Source organism: Nesterenkonia aethiopica, from assembly GCF_039534665.1.
Classification (GTDB): domain Bacteria; phylum Actinomycetota; class Actinomycetes; order Actinomycetales; family Micrococcaceae; genus Nesterenkonia; species Nesterenkonia aethiopica.
Map to the genome: position 1 here is coordinate 1 of NZ_BAAAVT010000002.1, position 18,878 is coordinate 18,878.

18 protein-coding genes are annotated in these 18,878 nt (G+C 67.4%); 10 read left to right on the forward strand and 8 right to left on the reverse strand.

Features of this window, described 5'->3' with window-relative positions; genetic code table 11:
- Positions 1-310 precede the first annotated feature (310 nt).
- From ABD658_RS01345 to ABD658_RS01370, 6 genes are all read left to right on the forward strand, one after another.
- Positions 311-925 carry a hydrolase gene (locus ABD658_RS01345; protein ID WP_344682749.1) on the forward strand — a complete coding sequence of 205 codons (615 nt, stop codon included), beginning with the start codon at positions 311-313 and terminating at the stop codon, positions 923-925.
- 126 nt (positions 926-1,051) lie between these two features.
- Positions 1,052-2,692 (forward strand): glutamate synthase-related protein, encoded by a 1,641-nt coding sequence (locus ABD658_RS01350; protein WP_344683104.1) that lies wholly within the window; start codon positions 1,052-1,054, stop codon positions 2,690-2,692.
- A gap of 52 nt (positions 2,693-2,744) precedes the next feature.
- Positions 2,745-3,992: a glutaminase gene (locus ABD658_RS01355; protein ID WP_344682751.1), complete on the forward strand. Its 1,248-nt coding sequence runs from the start codon at positions 2,745-2,747 to the stop codon at positions 3,990-3,992.
- Between the two features lie 133 nt (positions 3,993-4,125).
- Entirely contained in the window at positions 4,126-4,470 is a 345-nt protein-coding gene (locus ABD658_RS01360; RefSeq protein ID WP_344682753.1) for a GNAT family N-acetyltransferase, read from the forward strand.
- Between the two features lie 28 nt (positions 4,471-4,498).
- Positions 4,499-6,043: a DUF1538 domain-containing protein gene (locus ABD658_RS01365; protein ID WP_344682755.1), complete on the forward strand. Its 1,545-nt coding sequence runs from the start codon at positions 4,499-4,501 to the stop codon at positions 6,041-6,043.
- Positions 6,040-6,363 (forward strand): P-II family nitrogen regulator, encoded by a 324-nt coding sequence (locus tag ABD658_RS01370; protein WP_344682757.1) that lies wholly within the window; start codon positions 6,040-6,042, stop codon positions 6,361-6,363. The genes ABD658_RS01365 and ABD658_RS01370 overlap by 4 nt, the downstream gene beginning before the upstream one ends.
- Positions 6,364-6,553: 190 nt before the next feature.
- On the opposite strand, the gene ABD658_RS01375 is transcribed toward ABD658_RS01370, so the two are convergent.
- The 6 genes from ABD658_RS01375 to ABD658_RS01400 all read right to left on the reverse strand — a co-directional run bounded on the left by ABD658_RS01375 (position 6,554) and on the right by ABD658_RS01400 (position 11,945).
- Positions 6,554-7,273 carry a CE1759 family FMN reductase gene (locus ABD658_RS01375; protein WP_344682759.1) on the reverse strand — a complete coding sequence of 240 codons (720 nt, stop codon included), beginning with the start codon at positions 7,271-7,273 and terminating at the stop codon, positions 6,554-6,556.
- Complete coding sequence (locus ABD658_RS01380) at positions 7,270-7,725, reverse strand: MarR family winged helix-turn-helix transcriptional regulator (RefSeq protein ID WP_344682761.1); 456 nt, start codon at positions 7,723-7,725, stop codon at positions 7,270-7,272. The genes ABD658_RS01375 and ABD658_RS01380 overlap by 4 nt, the downstream gene beginning before the upstream one ends.
- Positions 7,726-7,727: 2 nt before the next feature.
- Positions 7,728-8,906 (reverse strand): LLM class flavin-dependent oxidoreductase, encoded by a 1,179-nt coding sequence (locus ABD658_RS01385; protein ID WP_344682763.1) that lies wholly within the window; start codon positions 8,904-8,906, stop codon positions 7,728-7,730.
- A 135-nt stretch (positions 8,907-9,041) separates the two neighbouring features.
- Positions 9,042-10,160: a VanZ family protein gene (locus ABD658_RS01390; protein ID WP_344682765.1), complete on the reverse strand. Its 1,119-nt coding sequence runs from the start codon at positions 10,158-10,160 to the stop codon at positions 9,042-9,044.
- Positions 10,161-10,169: 9 nt separating this feature from the next.
- Positions 10,170-11,363, reverse strand: a complete 1,194-nt coding sequence (locus ABD658_RS01395; RefSeq protein ID WP_344682767.1) for a GDSL-type esterase/lipase family protein — start codon at positions 11,361-11,363, stop codon at positions 10,170-10,172.
- A gap of 60 nt (positions 11,364-11,423) precedes the next feature.
- On the reverse strand, positions 11,424-11,945 hold the full coding sequence (locus ABD658_RS01400) for a hypothetical protein (protein WP_344682769.1): 522 nt from the start codon (positions 11,943-11,945) through the stop codon (positions 11,424-11,426).
- A gap of 131 nt (positions 11,946-12,076) precedes the next feature.
- On the opposite strand from ABD658_RS01400, the gene ABD658_RS01405 reads away from it, so the two are divergent.
- From ABD658_RS01405 to thiD, 4 genes are all read left to right on the forward strand, one after another.
- Positions 12,077-13,351, forward strand: a complete 1,275-nt coding sequence (locus ABD658_RS01405; protein WP_344682771.1) for a sensor histidine kinase — start codon at positions 12,077-12,079, stop codon at positions 13,349-13,351.
- Positions 13,348-14,067 (forward strand): response regulator transcription factor, encoded by a 720-nt coding sequence (locus ABD658_RS01410; protein ID WP_344682773.1) that lies wholly within the window; start codon positions 13,348-13,350, stop codon positions 14,065-14,067. The genes ABD658_RS01405 and ABD658_RS01410 overlap by 4 nt, the downstream gene beginning before the upstream one ends.
- A gap of 87 nt (positions 14,068-14,154) precedes the next feature.
- Entirely contained in the window at positions 14,155-15,396 is a 1,242-nt protein-coding gene (gene chrA, locus ABD658_RS01415) for a chromate efflux transporter (RefSeq protein ID WP_344682775.1), read from the forward strand.
- A 170-nt stretch (positions 15,397-15,566) separates the two neighbouring features.
- A complete protein-coding gene (gene thiD / locus ABD658_RS01420) occupies positions 15,567-16,445 on the forward strand; it encodes a bifunctional hydroxymethylpyrimidine kinase/phosphomethylpyrimidine kinase (protein WP_311024241.1) in 879 nt (292 codons plus the stop codon).
- A 78-nt stretch (positions 16,446-16,523) separates the two neighbouring features.
- Here the strand turns inward: thiD and ABD658_RS01425 are convergent, their stop codons facing one another.
- Together ABD658_RS01425 and ABD658_RS01430 are read right to left on the reverse strand one after the other, a co-directional pair.
- Positions 16,524-17,603 carry a GTP pyrophosphokinase gene (locus ABD658_RS01425; RefSeq protein WP_344682780.1) on the reverse strand — a complete coding sequence of 360 codons (1,080 nt, stop codon included), beginning with the start codon at positions 17,601-17,603 and terminating at the stop codon, positions 16,524-16,526.
- Positions 17,604-17,853: 250 nt separating this feature from the next.
- Positions 17,854-18,849 (reverse strand): sugar-binding transcriptional regulator, encoded by a 996-nt coding sequence (locus tag ABD658_RS01430; RefSeq protein WP_085437277.1) that lies wholly within the window; start codon positions 18,847-18,849, stop codon positions 17,854-17,856.
- Positions 18,850-18,878 lie beyond the last annotated feature (29 nt).

Consider the following 18,878-nt stretch of genomic DNA (forward strand, 5'->3'; position numbering starts at 1 on the left):
CGGGATCGCTGCACGAACGGATAAGACTGCCCGGAACTTCCACGCTGGGCTCTGCCTCGCAGCGACTCTGCAATGGGTTTAGCAACACGCCCTAGGGGGGGCAACGCCGACGTCACGAGTGCAGAGTCTCCGGCGACAGTGCCGTTCGCGCGCTCCCATGTCGGTGCCTGTCGTGGGGGAGTCCAGCATGGGCAGGTGCCAACTTGTGGGTGCGATCGGTCGTGCTCGTCGAGAGCTTGATCACGCGGGTGACGGCCCGTACTATCGAGTCACTAACGCATCTTGCGGGCCATGACTGATCGGAGTTCCCATGTCAGGCGCGACGTTCCCACGTTCCGACGATCACCTGCTCACCCCGGAGAACAGTGCACTGGTCCTGATCGACTATCAGCCCGAGCAGATCAACACGGTGGCGTCTGTCGACCACGATTCTCTCATGCTGAACGCTGAAACGATCGCACGTGCGGCGCGTGCGTTCGAATTGCCCGTAGTCCTCAGCACAGTGGGTGTTGAGATGGGCGTGAACCGGGGTACCGACGAGCGCCTGCTCGATGCTCTCCCGGAAACGGACGAGATCGACCGCACGACGTTGAATTCGTGGGAGGACGCAGACTTCCGCGCGGCCGTGGAGTCCACAGGCCGGCGCAAGATTCTCATGACGGGATTGTGGACGGAAGTCTGCGTCGCATTTCCGACGCTTGACATGATTCGCCAGGGTTACGAGATCTACCCGGTGGTCGACGCGATCGGCGGCGTCAGCGCCATGGCACACGACAGTGCGATGGACCGCATGATCCAGGCAGGGGCCCACCCGGTGACTGCCGTCTCTGCCGTGGCGGAGCTGCAGCGTGACTGGGGACGGGACGGAGCCGATCGTCTGCGGTCCATCTTGCAATGGTACTTCGGCCGGCGGCAGGACGGGTGAGGTCGTTCGTCTGAGCCACGTGTTGGCTGGGAACACCTTCGACGCCAGCCGACGCCAGAGGTGACTGTGGCCGGGCGCCGCAGTCAAGGCATACCGAGAAGTTGGACCGTGCCCCGAGGAGACGTAGTGGAGCCATTCGCCCTCATTCCTGTCGAGCAGCTCTCCCGCGAGGAGCCCGTGGGCCGTCTGGTCGAAGGTGTCGACCTCGTGGCCCTTCGGGACGTCACCGACAGCCCTCGGTTCTACTACGGCCGATGCCAGCACCGAGGGGCGTTGCTCGCGGACGGGCATTTGGAGGGTCAGCACCTCGTGTGTACACTCCACGGTTCGACCTATGACTCCGAGACGGGTCGCAATGTGCGGTTCAAGGGTGCCGATCTCCAGTCCTTCACCTCTTGGGTGGAGGGTGGGACGCTGTACGTCGACGCCTCCGAGGTCCGGAGCTGGCGACAGGAGAACCCTCAGCCCTTCGACCGCAGTCGATACCAGGGGACATACGCGCCGACCAAGGGCATCGATGCAGAACCTCACGTGGCGAGCATTCAGTCTTTGGCGGAAAGGGGTCTCGATGGCGTCGGGCACCATGGCGAGGTTGCCGCCATGGGAGTCCCGCGCCAGGACCTGCCGCAGTGGGACGATATCCAGCTGCTGACTGCGCAGCTGGACAGACCGCCGTTGCTCGACGATGCTCCCGTGACCACGGATGTCGTCATCGGCCCGGGTGCAGCACGGCCTTTGGACCTTGCTGGACCCCTGCTGGTGTCAGACATGAGTTTCGGCGCGCTGTCAGCAGAATCGAAAGTTGCCATGGCCCGCGGGGCGGAGCGAGCGGGCACCGGCATCTGCTCAGGCGAGGGCGGTGTCCATCCGGAGGAGCACGCCGAGAACAGTCGATATCTCTATGAGTTGGCGTCGGGCAGGTTCGGGTTCTCTCAGGAACGAGTCTCGGCCAGCCGGGCTTTCCACTTCAAGCTGGGTCAGGCCGCCAAGACCGGCACGGGCGGCCACCTACCTGGACATAAGGTGACGCCGGAGATCGCCGAGGTGAGAGGGCTGGTCCCCGGTCAGGATGCGATATCCCCCTCGCGTTTCGTGGACCTCACGACGCCGGCCGACTTTGCTGAGGTCGCTGCCGAGATTCGGGAGTTCACCGGAGGCATCCCGGTCGGAGTGAAGCTGTCTGCGCAGCACATCGAACAGGATCTCGACGCTGCGTTGGCCATTGGGGTGGATTACGTGATCCTGGATGGCCGGGGCGGGGGAACGGGTGCTGCCCCTCTGCTCTTCCGTGACAACATCTCAATGCCCACGATTCCTGCGCTCAGCCGAGCTCGTCGGCACTTGGACGCGTCCGGCGCCGATGACGTCAGTCTGATCATCACCGGTGGACTGCGAGTCCCGGCTGACTTCATCAAGGCTTTGGCGCTGGGTGCGGACGCGGTGGCCCTGGCCAATTCCGCCATGCAGGCCATCGGTTGTGTGGGTATGCGGGCTTGTCACACGAATAGCTGTCCCGTCGGAATCGCCACCCAGAAGCCGCATCTGCGGTCTCGGTTGCCCGTTGAGGAGGCATCTCAGCGGCTGGCGCGGTTCATCACTTCCTCCGTCCATCTGATGACGGTGATGGCTCGGGCATGTGGGCACGACTCCCTGCGATCTTTCACTCCGGATGATCTGACCTCGTGGAATCCGACGACCGCTGCATTGGCCGGCATCGATTTCGCAGGGCCGGACCCCGATCGGTCAGGTCCGCAGAAGTCGGCCTGATCTTGTTCGACGGCACGAGAACCGACCACACCATGTGAGGTGACACGAGACGATGCAGACCCCCGTACCGGATTACCTCCAGGAGCTCCTGGAGGACATCATGTCCGACCGACGTGGCCACGTGGCCGACTACATCCCGGTGCTGGCTGAAGCAGAGCCTGACCAGTGCGCGGTCGCCCTGTCGACGGTCCATGGGAGCACGTATTCGGTCGGTGACGACGACGTCCAGTTCTCGGTCCAATCGATTTCGAAGCCGTTCGTGTATGCCGCGGCGCTCGAGGCGATGGGGGGCGATGCCGTAGATGGGAAGGTCGGTGTGGAGCCCTCTGGCGAGGCGTTCAACGAACTGTCCCTTGAGACCGGGACCCACCGGCCGAAGAATGCGATGATCAATGCGGGCGCCATCACGGTTCACAGCCTCTTCACCGCTGCGTCGGGCGATCACTCCGAGCGCGCCGCTGCCGTGACTCGGTTCCTTTCCCGCCTTGCCGGTCGCGATCTGTGTCTCGACGAGGAGGTCTTCCACTCGGAGCTGCAGACGGCGCATCGGAACCTCGCCATTGCGCATATGCTTCGGACGTATGACGTCTTGGCAGAGGACCCCCATGACGTCGTCCGTGGGTACACCGCGCAGTGCTCTGTCGCCGTGACCGTGAAGGATCTCTCTATGATGGCGGCTACCCTCGCCAACAGGGGGCGTCAGCCCAGGACGGGAGAGCAGGTTGTCAGCCCATGGGTAGCGCGTCGCACCCTGAGCGTCATGGCCGCCGCAGGGATGTACGACGGTGCCGGATCCTGGCTGACGTCGGTCGGCATCCCTGCTAAGAGCGGCGTGTCGGGTGGGCTGATCGGAGCCCTGCCTGGACAGGTCGGTGCAGCGGTCTTCTCGCCACGACTGGACGTCCAGGGCAACAGTTCTCGTGGGATTCGAGCCTTCTCGCGCCTTTCCGCTGACATGGGGATGCACCTGTTCGAATCTGAGGTACGCACCGACTCGGTGATCCATGGATGGTCCCAGGACTCTGACGGGGCGACGGTTCGACTGCAGGACGAGCTGCGCTTCACCGGAGCGGAAGTCTTGTTGAACCGACTGGAGGGGATACCGGCGGGCTCAGCACCCGTCCTGTTCGATCTCTCGAATCTCCATGCTGTGACGGATGTCGGGCGTCGGATGCTGCTGGAAGGTATGCGTAGACTCCGACTTGACGGGCACTCTATTCACCTGCATGACCCCCAGGGCCGACTGCCAGAACCTGATATGGGAGACGGGACCTTCCCCGAGCTCGTCGAGGAGCGGTGACCCATCTGTGCCAGGTCATAGAAGGCGCGCCAGAACCGTTCCTCCATCCGTTCCCAGGATCATCGATGGTGGGGGCACCGACGCTGTCCCGGAGGGAACTCCCCATCAACCCAGCCGACAAGGAGCTGAATCCATGAACACGAACGACGACTCTCACCGGGTCTTCCGCGATGATTCGAAGGGCCGATTTGAGATCACTGTGGAGGGAAAGACGGCGGGCTTCACCTACTTCGTCACAGCAGGCTCCCCAGGGGTCGCCGAGCGCGTCTTCTATCATACCGAGATCGCTGACTCCTATTCAGGCCAGGGCCTGGCGTCGAAACTCGTTGCGGAGGCCATGGACGATTCGGCGCAAGCTGGGACGAGCGTGGTGGCGGTCTGTCCGTATGTGAAGCGCTGGTTGGACTCGCATCCTGAGCACCCGGTGGGCCGGACATCGGCTACGCCTGCGCATCTGAGTCTGATCCCCCGAGCCTGATGGGGCGACCGCACGGCCACCTCCGTGCATGCACGTCGCGCTGTGTGCCACCATCGCAGAAAGGACCCGTGTGAAGCTGGCAAGGTCACTGGTGCGACGATTCGTCCACGCGTTGAGAGCCCTCGTCCCCATCCTCTGCGTGGTGGTCCTCTTTCAAGCGGCCGTCTTCCGTCAGATTCCAGACGGCTGGTACTCGATCGTGGTCGGCCTTCTCATTGTGGCCGCCGGGATCGCCTTCTTCCTCGAAGGGCTCGAGCGCAGCGTGTTTCCGGTCGGGAAGTCCATCACGAATAAGCTTGTGAAATCTGCCTCGATGTGGAAGTTGCTTCCCTTCTGCTTCGCCATTGGAGTGGCGGCCGTCATTGCGGAGCCGGCCCTGATCTCTGTTGCGGATCAGGCAGAACTCGTCAGCGAGGGTCGCCTCGACAGCCTCGTGCTGAGAGTGGTGATCGCGCTGAGTGTGGGTGCCGTGATGGTCCTCGGCGCCCTACGAGTGTTCCTGGGGTGGCCGCTGCACAGAATATTGATCATCGGCTACGGCGCTGTGATCGCACTGACCATCGCCGCACCTCCGGAGGTGGCGAGTCTCGCCTATGACTCGGGAGGGGTCACGACCAACATCGTGACCGTGCCGCTCATCGCTGCGATCGGGATCGGTATGGCCGCGTCGATCAGCGGTCGCAGCAGACTCCGTGACGGCTTCGGGCTCGTGGCGCTGTGCGTCATGGTTCCTATGATCAGCGTGCAGCTCTATGGCATTCTCGTCTACCAGTTCGGCGGGGCGGACACCGTGAGAGTCGATGAAGCGCAGGACTCGGGCGTCTGGTGGTTGGAGCTGCTGGTGGGCTTGGGGACCGTGGTGCGTGACGTGCTTCCGGTCATCCTCGTGGTGCTCGTCTTCCAGTTCGTCATCCTGCGCCGCCGACTGGGGAACCCTGTCCAGGCGACCGTAGGCTTCGGCATGGTCATTCTCGGGCTCTATGGGTTCATCGTCGGACTCGAGATCGGACTGCTGCCGATGGGTCGTCGAATGGCCGAGCAGCTCATCGACACGGATGTCCAGCTGCTCATCGTCGCGTTCGGTGTCCTGATCGGATTCGCCACCACCATGGCTGAACCCGCACTCATCGCCATCGCAGACGAGGCCGAAGAGATCTCTGAGAAGCGGTTGCGCGCGGGGACGCTCCGAATCCTCGTGGCCTGTGGCGTGTCCGCAGGAATAGGGATCGGGGTGCTTCGGATCCTGACGGGGGCACCGTTCGTCATGCTGATCGCCGGACTGTACCTGCTAGCGATCGTCCTGCTGATGCTGGCTCCGAAGGAACATGTCCCACTGGCGTTCGATCTCGGTGGAGTCACCACCAGCGAGATCACCGTTCCTCTCATCACCGCTCTAGGCATCGGGTTGGCTTCTGCGGTTCCCGGCAGAGACATGCTTATGGACGGATTCGGCCTGATAGCTTTCGCATCAGTCGGACCGGTCCTTGCGGTGCTCAGCTACGCTGTCATCGTTCGACTCACGGCGCGCACCGCCTCGCGCCCGACGATCCCTGTCACTTCGAAGGAGGCATGATGTCCCAGAAGGCCGTATTCGTCATCATTCCCGACGACCAGGAGGAGAAAGCCATCTCTCTCGTGGAGGACGCCGGAGCCACTGGTGTCACCGCCCTGTCTGCGCGGGGAGTCGGACGACAATCACGGAAGACGTTCTTCGGGGCGCGATTCGCCGGTGCGCAGACCGCGCTGGTGATGCTCCTCCCGGAGGACAAAGTGAAGCCGATCATGTCCTGCCTGGACGAGGTCATCTATGACGGCGACGACTCCCATGGGATCTGCTTCGCTGTGCCTGTCGAGCAGATTTCTCTGTCGCAGCTGGGCGGCGACGCGTCCTGAGGGATTCGCCGCGGGTGATCCGCGCGTGGATACCCCGGTGGGCTTTCTCCGACGAGGGCTGCCGCCACAGGAGAAGTGCTGTGCCCGTCGATGCCCTCTGAACGCACAGGACTGACACCCTGTGCGTTCAGAGGGCATCTGCTCCTGACTCAGCACAGCGTCTTGAGCCGGTCCCAGCAGCGACTTCCGCTCATGCGGCTCCTCCCGTGGCCAGCCGCATCATGTCGGTGTCGAGTCTGATCTCGGTCTCCTTTCCGCCCGCGCTGCCAAAGGAATGCTGGTACTTGTCCCAGGACGATTCCCGCAGCCGATGCTCGAAGCCGATGCTCATCTGGAGGAATAGCTCTCGGCCCGCCCGCTCGATGCGTGCGGAGAGAGCGCTGTCGTTCCAGTCCTCGGTAGACGCGAACAGGGAGGTCGGCGCCGTCATCGTCCGCAGGTAGGCGAAGAAGGGGCGCATCTGGTCATCGACGACCAGAGCATGGCGGGCTGTGCCGGCAGTGGCTGCGAGGGCAACGGGCTTGGCGATGAGCAGGTCGTTGTCCAAGATCTGAAAGAAGCTGGAGAACAGGCCGCTGGGTGCGGCCTTGTACACGGGGGTGCTGACGACGATCCCGTCAGCGTCCCTCAAGATGGCGATCGCGCGTTGCAGCCCTTCACCGAGGAATTGCGAGGTGATGGCGACCATGACTTCCTCAGCGAGGTTCCGCAGCTCAATGACGTCTGTCCGCACGGCGGTTCCCTCAGCCCGTGCCGACTCCGAGACGGCGGCGGCCGTACGATCGGCGAGCATCCGAGTCGATGACGGGTCGCCGGCTCCGGCGCTGACCACCGCCAGGCGCAGGGCATCGGAGACTCCTTGGGGCGTTGAGTTGTGGTCGCCGTCTGGTTTCTGTTCCACAGGGGTCATGGATTCGTCCCTTCTGAGAGTTTGCGGCACAGCCGTTCCAACTGCGCGATCTCGTCGCGGTCCAAGCGCGCACGCATGGCACCCGCGACGTCGACGGCGTGCCTGCGGCCGACGCGCCTCTGGACCTTCCTGCCTTCATCGGTGAGAGACAGTCTGGTGGCTCTCCGATCCTCTGGGTCAGGTCGCCGGGCGAGCAGACCCCGCGTGACCAGTCGGTCCACCAGCCGTGAGAGTGCAGGCTGGCTGAGCAGTACGTGCTGATGCAGCTCGCTCAGTCGCTGCGGGGCCTCACATTTCGACAACGAGTAGAGCACGTCGTACTCCTTAATGGAGATCTCGTCCCAGGCATCAGCGGCTGTCAGCTGCTTCATCAGCGCTGAATGGGCGCCAAGTAGTGCTTCCCAGGCATCATTCGCTCGGCGTGCCCAGGCGGTTTCCTGTGCGCTCGCCATGCTCAATGTGCTCCAGTCAGAGAGCCGTCGGTGTCCTGGTAGGGGGAGCCGCCGGTGACGTTGTCGCCGCGGTTGGCGTTGGGGCGGGGTTGGCGGGGCGCCGTGTCGCCGTACTTGGTCTTCACCCGGGCAGCGTGGGTCGGCGCTTCCGGCACGCCTGGGGCGCGTTTGGCGGCAAGCTCCTTGCGCAACACCGGGACCACCTCGGAGCCCAACATCTCGATCTGGTCCAGCACGGTCCCCAGTGGAAGGCCGGCGTGGTCGATGAGCCACATCTGGCGCTGATAGTCACCGAAGTGTTCACGGAAGGTCAGGGTCTTGTCGATGACCTCCTGCGGAGAACCCACCGAGAGCGGGGTCTGCTCAGCGAAGTCCTCCAGCCGGGGCCCGTGGCCGTAGACCGGCGCCTCGTTGAAGTAGGGGCGGAACTGCTTGAAGGCGTCTTGGGAGTTCTTGGCGATGAACGCCTGGCCACCCAGTCCCACGATGGCCTGTTCCTGAGTGCCATGACCGTGAGCCTCGTACCGTTGGCGGTAGAAGTTGATGAGTTGGATGTAGTGCTCCTTGGGCCAGAAGATGTGGTTGGCGAAGAATCCGTCACCGTAATACGCAGCCTGCTCAGCGATCTCGGGGGTTCGGATGGAGCCGTGCCAGACGAACGGGGCGACGTCGTCGAGCGGTCGAGGGGTAGACGTGAACCCCTGGAGGGACGTGCGGAACTTCCCTTCCCAATCGACGACGTCGTTGTGCCACAGCTCGTGCAGCAGGTTGTAGCTTTCCAACCCCAGTGGTAGGGACTGACGGATGTCGTGACCGAACCACGGGTAGACGGGAGCAGTGTTGCCGCGGCCCAGCATCAGGTCCATGCGGCCATCGGCCAGGTGCTGGAGCATCGCATACTCCTCGGCGATGCGCACTGGATCGTTGGTGGTGATGAGTGTGGTCGAGGTGGACAGGACCAGGTTCTTCGTCCTTGCCGCGATGTGGGAAAGCAAGGTCGCTGGTGATGACGAGAAGAACGGCGGGTTGTGGTGCTCGCCGATGGCGAACACGTCCAGCCCGACCTCTTCGGCCTTCTCGGCGATTGCGACGGCAGATTTGATGCGCTCAGCTTCACTGGGGGTGTAGCCGGTCGTGGGATCGCGGGTGATGTCGCTGACGGAGAAGAGTCCGAACTGCACGGCACTATCCTTTCGTTTGCATATATTGCGTATGCATTCAACAACATGAGGTGGGTTCTGGCTATTCCCGCCATGGGGTGGTCCGACGAGACGGCGGGGTCGAGCCGACGGTGGACGGATGTCGTCGGACGTGTGTCAGCGGGGTGACTGCGGTCGGATGAGAGTTTCTCCGAGCCTGCGAATCGATGGCACGGCTCGGGCTCCGTTGGCGCGGACGCGGGCGTCTGCCACGTCCTGCCGCGAGGCCACTCCGGGGAGGCCCCTGCCGTGCTCGGTGGTGAGCGTGACGATGATGCTCACCAGGACGAACGTCGACGCGGCAGCGGTCCCCGGGCTGGGCATCACCATCAGCAGGCCGAAGCCCACCGCGCCAGCGGTCGCGCGGAGCGCTCTGGCCAGCGGCTCGTGAAGATCGGAGCCCGTGTAGCGCAGCTGCACGGCGACGTCGCCCACCGACCTGCCGGTGCCCAGGATGAGCAGCAGCCAGACAGCGCAGGCGGACAGCATGCCAAGCGTCGTCGGGGTCTCGCCGAGGGCCGCCTCGCGGTCGTCCAGGACGTACAGGAGGCCAGCCCGCAGAGCAATCGTCACGGCGGCCGCGAAGAGGACACCGAGGCCGTCGCAGAGCATCGCCAGCAGGCGCCGGCCCCGTGTGACCTCGCGGGGCATCACGGCCTCCACGTGGGCCCGGATGCCGCGGCGTTCGCGGGGGATGAGCACCGCGATGACGGATCCGCAGACGGCGCCCAGAGTGTTCATCAGCAGATCATCGACGTCGAAGACCCGGTAGGCACACGGGTAGAGGCCCCAGACGCCGGTCAGCTGAGTGGTCTCGATGACTGCGGACACACACAGACCCACCACTGCCGCCGTGGGGATCCCCCGGTTCCCCAGGAGCCGGATGAAGAAGCCCAGCGGCACGAACAGCAGCACGTTCAGCGCCAGCTGAAGCACGGCGGGGTCGGTGAGCGTGGCGCGCGGCGGGCCCAGCGCGCCTCGGACATCATCGACGAAGCGCAGCGGATCCAGATTGGTCCCTGCGCAGGTGATCGTCTCAGGCGAGGGCAGGGGCAGCAACGTATAGGACCAGATGGCCCAGAAATAGACCAGTGCGGCGAACCAGACGAACAGACGCGTCGCGCTCAGCCGCCCCCGCACCCGATAGCTGACTACGACGAACGGCACGAACAGCGCGACCGCGGCGGCGAAGCCGACGCCGATGGCCAGCGCCCCGAGGATGACCTGCTGCTCCACGGGGGAAGCCTATCGCCGGCATGCGGGCCACGAGCTCCGCAGGATCCGCGCGAACCGTTCGCCGATGAGCGCGTGTGTGGCAGTGTCCGGGTGGAGAGCGTCCGGCAGGGGAAGCCGTTCCGCGTCTCGGGGCCCATAGAGGGACAGCCCGTCGACCAGATGCAGATGGGGATCGTCCTGGGCGCGTTCGCCCACGATCCGGGCCAGCTCCGCACGGACGACCGTCAACGTCAGGCGACCCTGCTCGACCTCAGCAGGGTCTCCGGCGGCGTGGAAGACGCGGCGCACGACGCCGTCAGGCCCCGCGTGATCAGTGGCGACCACGGGCCCGGGAGTGTGCTCCTGGATGCCGCACCACAACGGGGTCACCACATGCAGCGGGGTGGTCGGATGGCCGTCACGGATCGTGTCCAGGAAGCCATGGACCGCAGGGGAGAAGCTGCGCAGCCGGAACACATCGCCGTTGACCACGTTGATGCCCAGCTTCAGCGTGATCACATCCGCCGGCAGGTCCCGGATGGTCCGCGCGGTGAACTGGTCGAGCATCGCGTTGCCGGCCAGCCCCAGGTTCACCAGGTCGAGGCCTGCGGCCTGCGCCGCCACCGCCGGCCAAGTCCGTGACGGTCCCTCGGCGTCGGATCCGTGACTGATGGAGCTGCCGTGGTGCACCCACCGCGGACCGTCGGAGGGGGCCGGCGCCACTGGAGCATCCGCATGGATGTCCACCAGCTCCGCCGGCTCCTCATACGGCAGCCAGATCTCCACCAGCTTGTCGCCCGCGGGGAGCAGTCCGTCCGGGGCCGATCCGGAGACGTCCACCTGCCACAGCCCGGGATCCTCTGCCGTCCGGACTGGCTCCGACCCACGCTGCTCGAGCGGCTGAGCGACAGGACAGCTCAGCAGGGAGCCGTCGACCAGTACGTCATGCAGCGGAGCCGGGCGAGTGGGATCATCCCGGGCCCCCAGGTCGGTGGGCAGCACGGTGACCATCAGCCGCCGGGCCGCCGTGCGCAGCCGCAGCCGCACTCCTGCCGGCGCGGCGGCCACAGCCGCTGTGCCCGGGTCATGGATCTGCCGCCGGGCCGGCGTCGGAAGCCGGTGCGGGACCACTCCGCGGAGACCCGGGGCGAGCTCCACCGCGCCGTGGACGTGAAGGGCTTCGATCGGACACGTCAGCGCAGAATCACAGGACACGTCGGTCATGGATCGACAGTCTACTGAGCCCTGCGGCGTGGACGGGTCCGGCTCCGCTCGACGGACGGATCAGCGGGAGCGGCCTCGCACCGGCTCACGGTCAGAGCGTGTCAGCAGCGACCGCAGGCCGCCGGCGGCCAGTCCGGTCACCGCACCGACTGCCACACCGGTGAACAGGCTGGACACCGTGGCGGCCCCGCGGGTGATGAGGACATGCGCCGCCGGCGGCAGATCCTCGAAGTTCCCGCCCAGCCGCACATCGGCACCCGCCACGTTGAGGTCCCAGAGGACCAGGTGCAGGACGGCGAGCAGCACGCCGTACACCGCGCCCACCGCGAGCAGAGCCAGGAACGGACGGCGCAGACGCATCACGACGGCGACCGCCACCCACACCAGCGGCGGCCCCACGGCCAGAGCAGCATTGAGGACCGAGCCCGGCGTGATCAGGTGCAGGTCATGCAGTACCACACGGGGCACGGCCAGGAGGGCCAGGGCGACGGCGCCGTACCAGGGCAGCGACGGGCCGGTGCGCCCAGCCAGCCCGTCGGGCGGAGGGCGATGCGGCGATGCGGGGTTCTGCGAGGTGTCCATGGGAACCAGCATCGCCTCGGGGAGAGGCCGGCCGAATCCGTCTTCAGGCGAGAGACCGGATCGCCGCCAGGCGACACCCCAGACCTCCTGGGGCGATCACCTCTGGCCCAGGCCCGGCCTACACTGGGCCCATGGCACAGGCGGACCCCGAGGACGAGCGACGGGGCGTCGGCATGACCAGGCCGCAGGGCCTGGACATCGCGATGGCGCTCGCGGTCACCGCCACCCTGTCGATCATGATCTCAGCGGACCAGGCGGGGGACCGTGCCCCGGACGTTCTCGCCTACCTCTGGGCCGCCGGGCTCGGTGCGCTGATGCTCGTGCGCCGCAGCCACCCGCTGCTGGTGCTCTGGCTCACCGTGCTCGGCCTGTTCGCCTACTACAGCATCGGCTATCCGGTGGTGGGACTCAGCGTGCCCACCGCTGCGGCCCTGTTCTCCGCCGCCGAGCAGCGTGGTCCCCGCTGGCCGGCGCTCGCCGCCGTCGTGCTGCTGCTGGTCAGCTACACGGCGCGGCTCCTGCAGGGCCAGGATCCGGTCCAGATCCTCGGCTACGAGGCGGCGGGACATGTGGCGCTGATGGCCGCAGCGATCGCTCTGGGCGATGCCCTGAGGACACGCCGCCGTCTCCAGCGCCGCACCGACGAGCTGGTGGAGACCAGCGTGCGCCTGGAACGCAGCCGAGCCGCCCGTCAGCGCAGTGACGACCGCACGGCGCTGGCTCGGGAGCTGCATGATTCGCTCGGACATCAGATCTCCGTGATCACCCTGCATGCCGATCTGGCCCGAGAGGCCGCCGAGGACGATCCCGGCGCCGCACAGGAGGCCATGGACGTCGTGGCTCGCACCGGCCGCACCATGCTCGATGAGCTGCGCAGCACGGTCCGCCAGCTCCGGAAGGAGGCCGATGGGGACGATGCGGAGGACCCTGACCACGCCGCTGTCGCCGTGAGCGCCCCGTCCAGAGTGCCGCCCACGCTCCACGGCCTTCGGCGATCCGTCATCCCGGCGCTCCCGCTGCGCATCAGCTGTCACATCGAGGTCCCGGTGGCGCTGCCGCCGGCCCGGGAGGCGGCGGCCCATCGGATCGCCCAGGAGGCGCTGACCAACATCGTCCGGCATTCCCGGGCCGAGGAGGCTCGGCTGTGGATCGGGCTGACGGACGGCGGACTGGGGGTCGAGGTCGAGGATCCCGGGCCGCGGCGGGATCCTGCCGCCGCGCACCACGGAAGCCGCCCGGCGGCCGGTCATGGGCTGCAAGGCATGCGGGAGCGCGCGGAGGCCTGCGGCGGATCGCTCGACGCGAGACCACAGGCCGACGGCTTCTTGGTGCGGGCCCTGCTGCCGCTGTCTTCGGACCCCGAGGAGCATCGCCGCCCGCCTGCTGCCCCAGGGAGGACACCGTGACCATCCATGTCGTGCTCGCCGATGATCAGGACCTCGTCCGGGCGGGGATCCGGGCGCTGCTGGCCCGCGGAGCGCAGGAGGGCGGCGCCTCCGGGACTCTGGGCGACGAGCCCCTGGAGGTCGTAGGGGAGGCCGTCGACGGCGACGACGCGCTGCGCGTGGTCCGTCGGACCCGCCCTGATGTGGTCCTGATGGACCTGCGCATGCCCGGCACCGACGGAGTCGCCGCCACGCGAGCGATCCGCGCCGACCCGCAGCTGGACGGTGTGCGCGTGCTCATCCTGACCACCTTCGACGACGACGCCGACGTCCTCGACGCCGTCCGCGCCGGAGCGGCCGGATACCTGCTCAAGGACACGCCCGCCGAGCAGCTGAGGGGCGCGGTGAGGACCGCTGCCGAGGGCGGAAACCTGCTCTCTCCGCAGATCGCACCCCGCCTCATGGAGCACGTGGCAGCGCTGCCGAGCCCTGCCGGCGACTCAGATGACGGCGCCGGACTCGATCTCAGCGAGCTGACCGACCGCGAGCATGAGGTGCTGCGCGCGGTGGCCCAGGGCCTGACCAATGCCGAGATCGGTGCCACCCTGCATCTGAGCCCGGCCACGGCGCGCACCTACGTGAGTCGGATCCTGCACAAGCTCCATGCCCGAGACCGCACCGAGCTGGCCATCCTCGCCCATCGGGCGGGACTGGGGCCTCCCGAGCCCCGGGGCTGAACCGGATCCCGTGCCTGATCCCCGTGCCCGAGCCCTTACCTGCTGCGTTTCCCCGCCGTTCACCTGCTCACGTCAGTCTGGAGTCCTGTGACCCCTTCTTCACCGTCCCACGGCCCCGCCCGTGCTCATGACGGCAGTGTCCTCGAGGTCTTCCTCGTCTTCCTCCGTCTCGGGCTGACGTCCTTCGGCGGCCCTGTGGCTCACCTCGCCTACTTCCGCGAGGCCTTCGTGGAACGCCGTCGATGGCTCAGCGAGAAGGCGTATGCGGACCTCGTCGCCCTGTGCCAGTTCCTGCCCGGCCCGGCCTCCAGCCAGGTGGGCATGGCCCTGGGGCTCCAGCGGGCCGGCTGGGGCGGCATGGCCGCGGCCTGGTTCGCCTTCACGATGCCGTCGGTGGTCCTGCTGGTCGTCGTCGCCTACGGGGTCTCCGCCGTCGGTGACGTCTCCGACGCCGGGTGGATCCATGGGCTGAAGGCCGCGGCTGTGGCGGTCGTCGCCCACGCGGTGCTGGGGATGGCCCGGACGCTGACCCCGGACGCGGCCCGCGCCACCATCGCGGCGCTGGCGATGATCACCGTGGTGCTGGTCCCGCACCCGTTCATCCAGGTCGCTGCGATCGCCGCGTCAGGAGTGATCGGTCTGGTGTGGCTGCGGCCCGAGACCCCGCAGGCGCGGGAGGAGGATGCCTTCACCGTGGCCGTCTCCCGCCGTGTCGCCGCCGCCGCGCTGGTGCTCTTCGGGATCCTGCTGGTGGGCCTGCCGCTGCTGGTGGCCGCGGCCGGGTCAGCGGCCTGGCACGGAGCGGCCCAGCTGGTGGACCTGTTCTACCGGGCCGGCGCCCTCGTGTTCGGCGGTGGACACGTGGTCCTGCCGCTGCTGGAAGCCGAGACGGTCGGTTCGGGCCTCGTGGACCCTGAGGTCTTCCTCGCCGGCTACGGCGCGGCCCAGGCGGTGCCGGGGCCCCTGTTCACCTTCGCCGGATACCTGGGGGCCTCCACCACCTCCGGTCCCAGCGGCGTGGTGGGGGCGCTGATCGCGGTGGCGGCCATCTTCCTTCCCGCGGCACTGCTGGTGGTGGGCGCCCTGCCCTTCTGGGAAGCGCTGCGCGGCGCCCCGCTGGCCCGACGCGCACTGACCGGTGTCAACGCCGGGGTGGTCGGAATCCTCGCCGCCGCCCTGTATGACCCGGTCTTCACCGCCGGAGTCCTCGACGTGGGTCCGGGGGCCCTCGGGCTGGTCGTCGGGGCATTCATCGCGCTGAACAGCTGGAGGGTGCCGGCGTGGGCGGTCGTCCTCGTCGCCGGCGTGCTGGGGTGGCTTGTGCTGTGACGGGCCCACGCGCCGTCGAGAGGCGATCAGCCGGGAACGTGGGTGTGAGGGCGCCCACCGCGCTGGACTAGACTCGATCATCGGCACGGGGTGCCGCGTCCCCGCAGGGGACCTGGCTGAGACCACACCCGTTGAACCTGCACCTGATCATGCTCGCGAAGGGATGCCCGATGACCTCACCCGCCTCTGCACCGCGCCGCTCCCCGTCAGGCGTCCGGGAGATCCCCAACGTGCTGTCCATCGCCGGGACGGACCCCACCGGCGGGGCCGGCATCCAGGCCGACCTGAAGAGCTTCGCCGCCCACGGAGCCTACGGCATGGCGGTGGTCACCGCACTGGTGGCGCAGAACACCGAAGGTGTCCGTGACATCCACCTGCCGCCGGTGACGTTCCTTCGTGCGCAGCTGGACGCTGTCAGTGACGATGTCGCTCTCGATGCGGTCAAGGTCGGCATGCTCGGCACCGTGGAGGTCATCGAGACCGTCGCCCAGTGGTGGGACGGCCTGCCGGACCGACCGTGGCTGGTGGTGGACCCGGTGATGGTCGCCACCTCGGGGGATCGGCTCCTCCAGGCGGATGCCGAGCAGGCGCTCATCGAGTTCCTGCACCGTGCGGACCTCATCACCCCGAACATCCCCGAGCTGGCTCTGCTGGCCGGGCAGGAGCCGGCCGCCGACGCAGCGACGCTGGTCCGGCAGGCGCGGAGCGTCGCCGACGCCCACGGCGTGGTGGTCCTGGCCAAGGGTGGACACTTCGACGACGACGAGGTCGAGGACATCCTGGTGCATCCGGCCGACGACGACGGCGCGCGCCCGGACGAGGGCCGGCACGTCTCCGAACGGGTGCGCACCACCAGCACCCACGGCACCGGCTGCTCGGTGTCCTCCGCACTGGCGGCGCTGCGGGCGCGAGGTCTCAGCTGGGATGAGGCCGTGCCCCAGGTCAAGGTGTGGATGACTGAGGCGCTGCGCGACACGCAGCGCCTCAACGTCGGGCACGGGCACGGGCCCATCCAGCACTTCGCCCAGCTGTGGGGGACGCAGGGCTGATCCGGACGCTGGACCGGCTCGCAGACGACGGACCCGCTGGGTGCCTGGACGCCGGCCGGTTGCCGCTCTGTGCGCGGCTCAGTTCTGCTGCGAGGAGGCCTGCTGTGCGATGTCCTCCCACTTCCACGCGGCGCTGGAGGCCTGTTCTCCGGGGAACTCGCTCTCGGGCACGTCCTCGTCGGGGAACCACGGTCCGGTGCGAGGGCGGTCGGCGGCGGCCGGCGTCGGACCGGTCGCACCCTGCCCGGAGCTCGGCGCCTGTTCCTTCAGGGCGGTGACGCGATCCCGGATGTCCGCCATCTGGCGGTCCAGCGCGGCGGCCTTCTCGGCAGCGTCGCGCAGCTGGTCGTGGATGTCGTCAGGGACCTCACCGGAGTAGGTGTAGTAGATCTTGTGCTCCAGGGAGGCCCAGAAGTCCATCGCCACCGTGCGGATCTGCACCTCCACGTAGACGAACTCGGTCCGGTTGGAGAGGAACACCGGAACCTGCACGATCACGTGCAGGCTCTGATACCCGTTCGGCTTGGGGCTGCGGATGTAGTCCTTGACCTCCACCACGCGCAGGTCCGGCTGGCTGCACAGCATCTCGGCGACCCAATAGGCGTCGGAGACGAAGGAGGTGGTGATCCGGATCCCGGCGATGTCGCGGATGGAGCCGCGGATGCCCTCCAGGGTGGGCTCGCAGCCGTAGCGCTGGACCTTGTCCAGGATCCGGTCCAGTGACTTCAGCCGGAAGTTGACGTGCTCGATGGGGGAATAGTCCCGGGTGTGCTCGAACTCCTCGCGCAGCACGTTGATCTTGGTCAGCACCTCGTCTATGCCGAACTTGTAGTGCAGCTGGAACTCGGTGAGCTGGCGGCGGATGTCGACCATGCGCGGCACTGCCCCGGTGGTGCCGTTCTTGCCGGCGTTGGTGTGCAGCTGCCGCAGCAGCTGCTGGTAGGTGTCGTCGTCGGCGACGGCGTCGGTGCGGGCGATCGCGGCGCCACGGGTGCGGCCTGCCTGGCGCGGGGGCTGGTCCTCCGCGTCGTCGGCGCGCGTCGGGCCGTCCGGGCGAGAGCGGCCGGGGGAGGGAGAGTGCTGCTCACGGGGGGAAGGGCTGGGCCCATCGGCAGACAGGAGACGGCTGTCGGCCTCAGTGGACTGGCCAGTGGACATGGTCACTCCTTCGTATTCCGTCCCGGCGCGTCGATACGAGCCGGGGTGTCGAGTCGGTGCAGCTCGACCCCTTCGATTGTCGACCCTAGGAGCGGAACCTGTGAAGTTCCTCGACGCATGTGGCCGAATCGAGACCTGGGAGCTGTTCTCCGCGGACCGCGCGTGGTGCTGCTCATGCCGATGCTCACCTCGATGCTCACCTCGCTGCTCAGGCCGATGCTCAGGCCGCCGGCCTACGTCGCGGGACGCCTCAGCCCTCTGCCACCGCCTGGTCCCGGTGCTGGCCGTACGCCAGGCGGTCCGCGGAGATCTGGTCCAGCACCAGATCGGTGACCAGACCCGCGGCCAGGGCCCCGCGCAGCGCGGGCACCTTGTGGGGACCGTTGACCACGCACACGCGCCGCGGCACCTCCACGAGCTCCGTGGGCACCGGTCCGGAGCCCCTGCTGTTCAGTGCGATGTCCTCCCAGCTGCCGTCGGCCCGGAGGAACACGGTGCACACGTCACCCACCACCTGCTCGGCGCTGAGCGCGTTCAGGTCGTCTCGGCTGAGGTATCCGCCGGAGTAGACCTGGGAGGCCTGGCCCTCCGCGAAGGTCCCGACCCCGAAGACCGCGAGGGAGGCGCGGCGGTGCATGTCCAGGATGCGGCGGGTCGAGCGTTCCCGCCACAGCGCCTTCTTCGTCTCCTCGTAGTCGAAGAACGCCGGCACGGCGAACACGTGGGCCCGGGCGCCGTAGGCCGCGGCGAACCGCTCCACCACGCCGATTCCGGTCCCGAGCGGAGCACCGATGCCTTCCGGCTCCGAGTTCACCGCGCCGTTGAGCTGCACCACATGCAGGTCGGGGACCTCGCGCCGGTTCAGCCGCGCCACCACCGAGGTCATCGTCTGGCCCCAGGCCACGCCCACCACAGCTCCCGGGGTGACGAGCCGGTCGATGAGCCCGGCGGCCAGCACCGAGACGCTGTCGCTGCGACGTGCGGGGTCGTCCCCGCGTTCGGAGACGGCCACATGGGCGCGCACCCCGTAGAGCTCACCGATCCGGTGCTCCAGGGCGCTGGTGCGGTCCACCGGGGGATGCAGCGAGATCCTGACGATGCCCTGCCGGCGTGCCTGCTGCAGGAGCCGGGACACGGTGGAGCGGGAGACGCCGAGCTCCGCCGCGACGGACTGCATGGTCCGATGCTCGCCGTAGTACATCCGTGCAGCGTGGTACTCCGCCTTCTCGCGGTATGAGGCCTTCATGGTGTGCAGTATGCCCCAATGGTGCACGT

Excerpts from the sequence above, each read along its gene's own strand:
- ABD658_RS01345 (WP_344682749.1), top strand. The coding sequence starts at position 311 with ATGTCAGGCGCGACGTTCCCACGTTCCGACGATCACCTGCTCACCCCG.
- ABD658_RS01355 (WP_344682751.1), top strand. The coding sequence starts at position 2,745 with ATGCAGACCCCCGTACCGGATTACCTCCAGGAGCTCCTGGAGGACATC.
- ABD658_RS01360 (WP_344682753.1), top strand. The coding sequence starts at position 4,126 with ATGAACACGAACGACGACTCTCACCGGGTCTTCCGCGATGATTCGAAG.
- ABD658_RS01365 (WP_344682755.1), top strand. The coding sequence starts at position 4,499 with ATGCACGTCGCGCTGTGTGCCACCATCGCAGAAAGGACCCGTGTGAAG.
- ABD658_RS01370 (WP_344682757.1), top strand. The coding sequence starts at position 6,040 with ATGATGTCCCAGAAGGCCGTATTCGTCATCATTCCCGACGACCAGGAG.
- ABD658_RS01375 (WP_344682759.1), bottom strand. The coding sequence starts at position 7,273 with ATGACCCCTGTGGAACAGAAACCAGACGGCGACCACAACTCAACGCCC.
- ABD658_RS01380 (WP_344682761.1), bottom strand. The coding sequence starts at position 7,725 with ATGGCGAGCGCACAGGAAACCGCCTGGGCACGCCGAGCGAATGATGCC.
- ABD658_RS01395 (WP_344682767.1), bottom strand. The coding sequence starts at position 11,363 with ATGACCGACGTGTCCTGTGATTCTGCGCTGACGTGTCCGATCGAAGCC.
- ABD658_RS01400 (WP_344682769.1), bottom strand. The coding sequence starts at position 11,945 with ATGGACACCTCGCAGAACCCCGCATCGCCGCATCGCCCTCCGCCCGAC.
- ABD658_RS01405 (WP_344682771.1), top strand. The coding sequence starts at position 12,077 with ATGGCACAGGCGGACCCCGAGGACGAGCGACGGGGCGTCGGCATGACC.
- thiD (WP_311024241.1), top strand. The coding sequence starts at position 15,567 with ATGACCTCACCCGCCTCTGCACCGCGCCGCTCCCCGTCAGGCGTCCGG.
- ABD658_RS01425 (WP_344682780.1), bottom strand. The coding sequence starts at position 17,603 with ATGTCCACTGGCCAGTCCACTGAGGCCGACAGCCGTCTCCTGTCTGCC.
- ABD658_RS01430 (WP_085437277.1), bottom strand. The coding sequence starts at position 18,849 with ATGAAGGCCTCATACCGCGAGAAGGCGGAGTACCACGCTGCACGGATG.